Annotated in this window: 7 protein-coding genes; 5 read left to right on the top strand and 2 right to left on the bottom strand. The window is 59.3% G+C overall.

Annotated features, from left to right (window positions below):
• Positions 1-304: 304 nt before the first annotated feature.
• From IG616_RS18615 to IG616_RS18605, 3 genes are all read left to right on the top strand, one after another.
• On the top strand, positions 305-1,786 hold the full coding sequence (locus tag IG616_RS18615) for a methyl-accepting chemotaxis protein (protein ID WP_209007743.1): 1,482 nt from the start codon (positions 305-307) through the stop codon (positions 1,784-1,786).
• A 235-nt stretch (positions 1,787-2,021) separates the two neighbouring features.
• The gene (locus IG616_RS18610; RefSeq protein ID WP_192149680.1) at positions 2,022-2,477 is read left to right on the top strand and encodes a c-type cytochrome; all 456 of its coding nucleotides are present in this window, start codon (positions 2,022-2,024) and stop codon (positions 2,475-2,477) included.
• A gap of 116 nt (positions 2,478-2,593) precedes the next feature.
• Positions 2,594-3,514 carry a c-type cytochrome gene (locus tag IG616_RS18605; protein ID WP_192149679.1) on the top strand — a complete coding sequence of 307 codons (921 nt, stop codon included), beginning with the start codon at positions 2,594-2,596 and terminating at the stop codon, positions 3,512-3,514.
• A 53-nt stretch (positions 3,515-3,567) separates the two neighbouring features.
• Here the strand turns inward: IG616_RS18605 and IG616_RS18600 are convergent, their stop codons facing one another.
• Positions 3,568-3,909, bottom strand: coding sequence for a hypothetical protein (locus tag IG616_RS18600; protein ID WP_192149678.1), 342 nt, complete (start codon positions 3,907-3,909; stop codon positions 3,568-3,570).
• A 161-nt stretch (positions 3,910-4,070) separates the two neighbouring features.
• On the opposite strand from IG616_RS18600, the gene IG616_RS18595 reads away from it, so the two are divergent.
• Both IG616_RS18595 and IG616_RS18590 read left to right on the top strand, forming a co-directional pair.
• Positions 4,071-4,739 (top strand): Crp/Fnr family transcriptional regulator, encoded by a 669-nt coding sequence (locus IG616_RS18595; protein WP_192149692.1) that lies wholly within the window; start codon positions 4,071-4,073, stop codon positions 4,737-4,739.
• A gap of 120 nt (positions 4,740-4,859) precedes the next feature.
• Entirely contained in the window at positions 4,860-5,057 is a 198-nt protein-coding gene (locus IG616_RS18590) for a YgaP family membrane protein (protein WP_192149677.1), read from the top strand.
• Positions 5,058-5,085: 28 nt separating this feature from the next.
• On the opposite strand, the gene IG616_RS18585 is transcribed toward IG616_RS18590, so the two are convergent.
• The gene (locus IG616_RS18585; RefSeq protein WP_192149676.1) at positions 5,086-8,871 is read right to left on the bottom strand and encodes an autotransporter domain-containing protein; all 3,786 of its coding nucleotides are present in this window, start codon (positions 8,869-8,871) and stop codon (positions 5,086-5,088) included.
• Between the last annotated feature and the right edge of the window lie 107 nt (positions 8,872-8,978).

The following is an 8,978-nucleotide window of genomic DNA, read 5'->3' as shown; positions in this document are numbered from 1 at the left end:
CGAAACAAGCCCCAGCATGAGACGAAACGGGCTATCTCTCAAAGATCCCAAAACTTGGACACCTGAAAACCTGAACTGCAAAAAAACAAACCCGCCGAAAACGACGGGTTTGTCAGCAGTCTGAGGCCCCGGACCGGATGGTTCGGGGCCTTTTTTGTTAATTCAGTGTAAGATGAATTATATATTTGATGATGTGTTTTGTTAATCAAGAGTTGTATTTATTATACTTACGCTGCGTCGCAATTTATTAATTAATTAATACATGTGAGGGAGATTGGAGTTAAGTTTCTTTTCGGAGGAAAGAATGTTGGGAATTTTGTCAAGTAGTATCGGCGATATCGTAGTGGAAGCACTTGGGAAAATTTCTCAATGCGTCATGATTGCTGACAAGAACTACAATATCGTCTATATGAACAAGGCCGTGCGTGATCTTCTCAAAGAGGCTGAAGCCGACATTCGTGAGAAGTTCCCTGACTTCGATGCCGACAAGCTCATTGGTCAGTCAATTGACCGTTTCCACGCAAATCCGGCAAGCCAAAGGTCCGTGCTTGCGGATCTCAGCGGCACTCACAGGGCGACGATCAAGATCGGAAAGCGCAGCTTTGATCTCGTTGCCACCCATGTCGGTTCTGGCAAAAAACGCCTGGGCATTGTTGTCGAATGGGCGGACGCAAAGGCGCGGCTTCTGAACCTGGAATATAGCGCCAAACTTGAGGCGCTCGGAAGGTCTCAGGCGGTCATCGAGTTTGATATCGAAGGAAACGTTCTAACCGCAAACGAGAACTTTCTGAACGCACTCGAGTATCGTCTCGAAGAGGTGCAGGGCAAGCACCACAGCATGTTCCTCTCGAAGCGCGATCGGGAAGCTGCGTCCTACGCTGACTTCTGGCGCCAGTTGCAGGCGGGGCAGTATCAAGGGGGCGAATTCTGCCGGATCTCGAAAACAGGTAAGGACGTCTGGATCCAGGCAACCTACAATCCGATCATGGGACCTGACGGCAAGCCTTTCAAGGTCGTGAAGTTTGCAAGCGACATCACTGAACAGGTCATGGATCGTAAGCGGAGAGCCGATGTCCAAAAAGTAATTGACGCAGACCTGACGGAAATCAGTATTGCGTTGTCGACGACTTCGGAGCAGGCGAACAGTTCCGCGACAGCGTCCGTCCAGACTGCCTCGAACGTGCAGGCCGTGGCAGCTGCGGCTGAAGAACTGGTCGCGTCGATCCACGAAATCAGCCGGCAGGTGAAAACCGCTCTGGAGGTTTCGGAAAAGGCGGTTGTCGAGGCGACGAAGTCCAGTGAGATTATGAATGGTCTCTCCGAGGATGCTAAGACCATTGGAAATGTGATCGAACTGATCGACAACATTGCCAATCAGACAAATCTGCTGGCCCTGAATGCGACGATCGAAGCCGCCCGGGCTGGAGAGGCAGGCAAGGGGTTTGCTGTCGTGGCGTCTGAGGTCAAAAGTCTGGCGTCTCAGACAAGCAGCGCAACCGAGGACATTTCCAAGCAGGTTCAGTCCGTTCAGCAGACCACGGAAGAAGCGGTCCATGCTATCGAGACGATCATGGCCATCATCAACCAGATCAGTGAAATTTCGGCGAGTATCTCCTCCAGCGTCGAAGAGCAGTCAGCCGTTACCGGAGAGATCTCTTCGAACATGCAGGCGGCGACCCAAGGTGTCGATTTGGTAACCACCAACATTCAGTCCATATCCTCGGCGACGACCCAAATCGATGCGGCGGCACGGAAAGTTCGCGAAGCATCAGCGTCCATTGCCTGACGGGCAATGGATGATCTGGGGTAGAATGGGAAGAGATGTGAGATCCGGCGATACCTGCAGCATTGGCCGCGGTAATCGAGGCTTCCAACTGTGCCGGCGCTTTGGCTGTCCTTGGGCAAAACAAACATTATTTTCCGCGCGGGATGATCACAGTGCCGTGAGGTCCCATTCCTGTCTTGCGCGCGACTTGGTGCCGCGTCAGGTTTATTCCCTCTGAGAGAGGGAGAGTTTTCACATGAGAAATTGGTTAGTGCACGGCCTTGCGGCTGGATTTGTCGTTGTGGGCGCGACGTCTGTCATTGCTGCAGGCGATCCTTTAGAGACCCGCAAGACCATTATGGATTCCGTTGCCGCTGCCGCAGGCCTTGGCGGTGGCATGATGAAGGGCGAAATCGCCTACAGCCCGGCAGCGGGCAAGGCTGCCATAGCCACCATGGCCGCGGCTTCCCACTCCTTCGGCAGCTTCTTCCCGGCAGGTTCGGATGCGGGCGACACCACAGCGTCTCCGGCGATCTGGTCTGATGCGGCCGGTTTTGAGGCGGCGCTTGCCAAGTTCGCTGCCACGGCGGACGCTGCCGTGCAGGCCTCCGGCAAAGATGGCCCTGCGGATGTCGATGCTTTCAAGGCCGCTTTCGGTCCGATCATGGGCAACTGCAAGTCCTGCCACGAGGCGTTCCGCGTCAAGAAATAAGCCGGTCAAACCGTGCCTGGTGCCTTGTCCCACGCGGGCAAGGCACCAGGCACGGCTTCGGTCTGCTGCCTGTTTGCGGGCGGCCTTGACACTCTCCCGTCAGCGGCGAGGATGATATGCTGAAGAAGATCCTGGGCCTTGGTGTTGTTCTGGCTGTTGCCGGTGCCGGAGCAGGGTGGTTTCTGAGTGCCTCCCGTTCCTTGCCGGAGGCAACCCTTGCAGCACTGCCGCAGGGCGACGCGGCCCGGGGCGAAGCGGTGTTCTGGGCGGGGGGCTGCACCTCCTGCCACTCGGCCAAGGGGGCGGAAGGCGAAGACAAGCTGAAACTCGGCGGTGGCCTGAAACTGGTGACGCCGTTCGGAACCTTTGTGGCCCCCAATATTTCAAGTGATCCCAACGATGGGATCGGCGGCTGGAGTCTTGCCACCTTTGCCAATGCCATGATGACGGGCACCGGCCCTCACAGCGAAAATCTCTATCCGGCCTTTCCCTACACCTCCTATGCCCGCATGGACGTGCAGGACGTGGCCGATCTGTTTGCCTTCATGAAGACCTTGCCTGCGGTTTCCGGCAAGGCGCCGCCTCACGAACTGGGCTTTCCATTCAACCTCCGCCGGGGCCTGGGGCTCTGGAAGCTGCTGAACCTTAAACCGGAGCCCGTGATCGCGGCCCCCGCTGCCGGTGCGGATGTGGACATGGCGGTCTGGCAGCGCGGCCGCTATCTGGTGGAAGGTCCGGGCCACTGCGGCGAATGTCACACCCCGCGTGATGCCATCGGCGGCCTCGATTATTCCGCTTGGCTGACCGGTGCTCCGGCGGCGGCAGGGGACGGCAAGGTGCCGGGTCTCGATCCCTCGTCGGAACTCGGCAACTGGAGCATAACGGACGTCGCCTATTATCTCGAAAGCGGCTTCACGCCGGACTATGACAGCGTGGGCGGGGAAATGGTCGAGGTGCAGGCCAATATGGCCAAGCTGCCCGCCAGCGACCGCGAGGCGATCGCGGTCTATCTCAAGGCTTTGCCCAACGCGCAATAGCCGTTCAGCGGGGCAGGGAGAGGCGTTCCGGCAACGTGCTTTTCCAGAAGGCCTTAGAGCGGCTGGCAGCGGTTGTAGATCGCCAGATCGATGTAGCCGGACATGTAGTTGAGGAAGGTCTGGCATTCCGCCTTGGTCTCGAAACAGCCTTCGCGCGAAACGTTGAAGGTGCGGTCGAAATCATAGGTCTTGCCGCCGATGATACCTTTCCAGCCCGGTTTTCCAGCCGGATAGGCCTTGCAGTCATAGCGGGTGCCGGTCGTCTGCGGGATCTTCAGCTTATTGTAGGTCGGGGCGAAGAACAGGTCCTCCAGGAAACCGGCCTGGGCAGCAGGCGCGGTGAGGGCGAAACTCAGAAAAGCGCCTGCCAGAACTGCGGTTACGGATTTTCTCATCTGGATTCTCTCTCTTCGGCCAATTGCCGTGATGCCTGCGGCCCAAGTAGCATACAGCCGGGCCTGTGCATTTGATATATGCCTTCAAGGCGGGGTTTCCACCGGGGCAGTGAAGAAACTGCCCTGCTTGTGCCGGAGCGCCGAAACAAGGTTTGAAGCAGATGGTGTGCGAAGCCGGAATTCTGGACCGTCTCGGTCTGGACGATATTTCCGAAAGCGAAAAGGCCATGCTGGCAAGGTCCGTTCAGCGGATATCCTTGCCTGAAGGCGCCGTGCTCTTTTCTCCGGGATCCGCCTGCACAGGCTGGATCCTGCTGGAGGAGGGATCCGTCCGCGTGTTCATGACCTCCAGCACCGGGCGCGAGATCATGCTCTACCGGGTTTCAGCCGGGGAGAGCTGCGTTTTGACGACCTCCTGTCTTCTGGGGGATGAGCTTTACTCTGCCACCGGCGTGACGGAGGCGGCAACCCGCGCGCTCTTGGTGCCTGCAGGCGCCGTCATGGAGTTGATCGGCCGCTCCGGCTCTTTCCGCAGGACCGTCTTTCAAGGCTTTGGCCACCGGATCGCGGAGATCCTGCACAAGATGGAAGAGGCGGTCTTTCACCCTATAGACGCCCGGCTTGCCGCCCTGCTGCTGGACCGGGCGGACGAGGGGCGTGAGGTGAAGGCGACCCAGGCGGAACTTGCCGCAGATCTCGGGTCCGCGCGTGAGGTCGTCTCCCGCCAGCTGGGAAAATGGTCCGAGCAGGGGCTTCTGGAGCGCGCGCGCGGCAGCATCCATCTGCTGAAGACGGACCGGTTGCGGCAGATCGCAGGCAGCTGCCCCTGACATTTTTTGCAAGGAGCGTGACTAAGTCACAGACCTGGCTGGGACGAAGGGCTAACCTTCCCCCGGATTCACCGGCACCCGCGCGGTTTCGCGTGCTGCCCAGCTGAAAGGAATGGTTCGATGAAAAACATGGGGTCGATTGACCGGATCTTGAGGATTATCGCCGGGATCGCGCTGGTTGCTTTCGCGCTTCTCGGGCCCGCCGAACTGGCTTGGAAATGGGTCGGCTGGATCGGCGTCGTGCCGATTGTGACCGCGCTGATCGGCTGGTGCCCGGCCTATACGCTCCTCGGCATCAAGACCTGCAAGGCCTCCTGAGAGGGAAGAGGGGGAGCTGTTGCCCCTCTCAGAACCGGTAAAGCAGGCTCAGCCGTCCAGAATGAGTCTGGGCGGAGGCGCCGAGTTCGCCCTGGTAGGTCAGGTTGAGCCCGAGGGTCTTGTCCTTTTCCAGTGACAGGCCCGCCTCGAACAGCGCCGTATCGCCGTCAATCGGCGTGCCGGTGACGGCAAAGGCGTTGCCGCCGCTTGCAAACCGCATGGTCGAGGAAGGCTCGACATCGCCGAAGGCATGGCGCCAGGCGAGCGAGCCGGTAAGCGAGGCGGAGATACCGTTCAACCTGGCAATCTCCACCTCACCGCGCAGACCCAGCGTGGTCACGCCCATGACATCATTGCTGCTGCCGCTGGTCAGCGCTGCTGCGCCGCCAGTTTCGGTAAACCCGTCCGTGTGCTGGTTGATGACGGCAATGCCGGCAAAGGGTTCAAAGGCCGCCGGGGCCAGATCAAAGGCATAGCCGATCTCCGCAAAGGCCTGGGCGGTGGAGGCGGTATAGTCCGCCTCCAGATGATCGGTGAAGCCGGTGAAGGCGACATCACGACGGGTAGCCAGATCATGCCACGTGTAGGCCGCGCCGAACCGCAGAGCCATCGCATCCATCTGCGTGCCCGCATAGGCCCCGATGTGATAGCTGTCTGCAGAGCCACTCGAGCGGTTTGCGGAGGACCTGAACTGGTTTCTGGAATAACCGGCCATCACGCCGGTGCGCCAGCCCTCGATAATTTCCGCATCAAAGCCGGTCAGGAACCCGCCGCCATAGCTTTCGGAGGACGCAGTTTTTGAGGTGGCGTCCACCTTGCCCCAGCCGCCGAAGGCTTCTCCCCACATCTCCGCATTGATCTGGCCCAGCACGGGAACCTCGCCCTTGCCGTGGAAGCCCATGGAGACCTGATCGCCCGAAGAGGCGCCAACCCCGCCGGTCGAAGTGACAATCCGCCGGGTCAGGACGCTGCGGCCCGTGTTGGCCCCGCTTATGAGCGAGCCTTGCATCGTCGCATGGCTTTCGCCGGAGAGCGCCTGGAAGCCTTGCTCCGTCTCTCCACCACGCATCGACTGAACGGCATCATGTAGGGTGCCAGAGCCGGTTCCTTCGACCGTATCCGCAACCGACTTCTGGTTGGGCGTCGAGGCCAGATCGGAGAAGGCCAGCAAAGAATTGTCCGGCGTGGTGGCGCGGTTCAGGGTGAGGGTTACGTCGCTTTCCGAATAGGCGACCGAGGCGTCAAGAAAAGCGAAGCTGTCCTCTACCTTATCGAACCTGCCGACCACCGCAGCCTGAGCCTCGATGATTGAATAGCTGGTGGAGGGGTTGTAAGCCGATCCGCCGTCCGTTTCGTCTGCAGCTAGGACAGAAAGCGTTACGCCGCTGTCAATCTCGATAAAATTTTCGGATATCAGTTTACCGGAGCCGCCAGAGGCATTCACTGCTGCCTGAAAGATAGATCCGGTGTTGAAGCCCACGGTTTTGACCGTCAAAGTGCCGACCGGATCGCCAGGAGCGAGCGTGCCCCCGGAGAAAACGGTCAAACCGTTTGCGCTGCCGGAACCGCTAAGAGTGCCACCGGAGCGAACGAGGAAGTAATTTTCATAGTCAGTGTTGGCTTCGAAGAGCACACCATCGTTGAGCCCCACGGCCCCGGGAAAATTGGAAGTCAGGTTCAGCGCACCTGTTTTGTAGATTTCCGCAACACCGTCCCCGTCTTCATAAAAACCACCTAAGCCCTGCGGGGTAAACCCATTATAATTTCCGGTCAGGGTGGTTACCCCGGAATAGAAGGCCAGCGTGCCAGATTCGTCGATAGAGTGATCGAACTGATAATCCATGTCCGTGTGGTTAAAGACGATGCTGCTGGTGTTGCCGCTAAGGCTGATCGAACTCGTATCCAAAACGCCTGGCGCAAGAGCCGTCTCGCCCGCGGCCGCTCCGATGTTCAGCGTACCCATTGGGCCGACTGAGATAAATCCGCTGCCGCCACCGGTTGAGAGGGTTCCGCCGTCAGAGACCGTCAGCGCACCCGCCCCTTGACCTCCGACGGTAAGGGAGGAGTTGCTGCCCGATCCGATATTCCATATCGACCCTGATCCGGCGATGACAACGGTTCCGTTGGATCCGGAGGCGTTGCCGATGACGGACTCACTGCCGTTGGCGCTTGTTAGCGTCGCCCCGTTGGAAATCCGCAGTGTACCGCCATCAACAGTGAGGCCAGCGGCCAAGGCTGATGTCCCGTCGCCGAAAAAGTCCAAAGTGCCAGCGGAAACAGACAGGTCTTGAAGGCTTGTTCCATTTGGCAAGACGCCCGTTACGATCCAGGTGGACGTACCGCTTTTGGAGTAGGCCTCGAAGCCGGAATATTGAGCGCCGATGCTGCTGAGGTCAAAGTTTGAGCTGGTGCTGCCGCCGAAGATCAGCGTGTCCTGGCTGCCATTGGCTACGACATTGCCGTTGAATACCAAACCGGCCTGGAGCTCCAAAGAGTTGGTGCCAGAGGTGAATTCAATCGCATTGGCCCGGGACTTCCCGTCTCCGGACAGGCCACCGGAAACCGTGCCGCTGTTGACGACCGTCAGATTGCTGCCGCTAATCCCGGCACTGCCTGCGCCTGCGGGTCCGGCGATTGTCCCGCTGTAGGGGATGACGGAAGCTCCTCCGCTTCCGCCAGAAATTGTGCCACTGTTGACGATGGTTGTGCCTGAGCCAGAAACGCCGATGCCACCCGTGCCGGCAGCTCCGCCAGCTAAGGGTATGATCATTCCGGTACTCGCAATGCCGGCAGCGCCGCCGCTGCCGCCAGCAATCGTGCCACTGTTCGTTATGGTTGAGCCCGCGGAAACAATTCCCGCACCACCTGCGCCCCCGTTGCTGACGTAGTAGGTATTCGCATTAAACGAAAGCTGAGTAGCGCTGCCCTCATAACCATTCCCACCGGCAATCGTTCCGCTGTTGATGAGGCTTATGTCAGTGCCGGAAACGCCGGCTCCTCCCATACCTCCTGAGCCATAGGCACCAAAACTATCTCCATCAATAGATTGTCCATCGCCGCCGGCACCGTTAAGGCCACCGCTTCCTCCGGAAATCGCTCCATCATTGGACAAGGTGAAATGACTGCCTGAGACCCCCACCCCACCTGTGCCGCCATTGCCACCACTGCCTCCATCTTTGTTGTCGCTCGTATTGCCTCCGCCGTCGCCGCCTACTCCGCCGGATCCTGCTGTGAGCGTCCCCTTGTTTGTGATTTTGGAATAGCTGACGTCCAAAGCCGCGCCGCCTGTACCACCTGTCCCGCCCGCAAAGCTGACGTTTGAACTGCTGGAATCGGCTCCAACTCCACCACGTCCACCATCTCCTCCGGTTAAATTTGCGGTGCTGGTGACCACAAAGCCGCGTACCAAAAGGGGCGTGCCGCCGTTTTGCCCGTTGCCGCCAATCTGACCCGCGGCGGATGATCCCGTCCCGCCCGGCGCTGCGGCAATCCCCCCGGACAATCCGGTGGTGACCGCCTGCGACAAGGAAGCTCCGGAAAGCTCCAGCGAGGATGCGTTGGTGTTAGAGAGCGAAGCGCCCGTGATCTCGACCGCTTGCTCCGCAGCAATTGTTACGTTGGCTTGAAGACCTGGCAGGGTTCCGCCGGTAACTGTGATGCTGGAGATGGCAGGAGCTATTTGGATGATATCACCATCGGCGGTCGCGCTCTGAATGGCCCAGCTCAGGCTGCCGCTAGTGTTGCCTGAACCGTCATCCGTGGATTGTGTGACCGTGAAGACTGCGGCAGAGGTCTGACCGGCGCTGGCAGCCAAGACAGCCGCCGCACAGAGCGCCGTTGAGGCAAGCAGCCGGGAGCTCAGAAGACCGGCGCGGCATCCGGACTTTGCAACACGGAGAGCCGACGGGAAGCCCGGCTTTG

The sequence above is a fragment of the Roseibium litorale genome, from assembly GCF_014842915.1.
Classification (GTDB): Bacteria; Pseudomonadota; Alphaproteobacteria; order Rhizobiales; family Stappiaceae; genus Roseibium; species Roseibium litorale.
This window is presented reverse-complemented; position numbering and strand designations above follow the sequence as displayed.

Coding starts and splice junctions, on each gene's coding strand:
- IG616_RS18615 (WP_209007743.1), top strand. CDS start 305: ATGTTGGGAATTTTGTCAAGTAGTATCGGCGATATCGTAGTGGAAGCA.
- IG616_RS18610 (WP_192149680.1), top strand. CDS start 2,022: ATGAGAAATTGGTTAGTGCACGGCCTTGCGGCTGGATTTGTCGTTGTG.
- IG616_RS18605 (WP_192149679.1), top strand. CDS start 2,594: ATGCTGAAGAAGATCCTGGGCCTTGGTGTTGTTCTGGCTGTTGCCGGT.
- IG616_RS18600 (WP_192149678.1), bottom strand. CDS start 3,909: ATGAGAAAATCCGTAACCGCAGTTCTGGCAGGCGCTTTTCTGAGTTTC.
- IG616_RS18595 (WP_192149692.1), top strand. CDS start 4,071: ATGGTGTGCGAAGCCGGAATTCTGGACCGTCTCGGTCTGGACGATATT.
- IG616_RS18590 (WP_192149677.1), top strand. CDS start 4,860: ATGAAAAACATGGGGTCGATTGACCGGATCTTGAGGATTATCGCCGGG.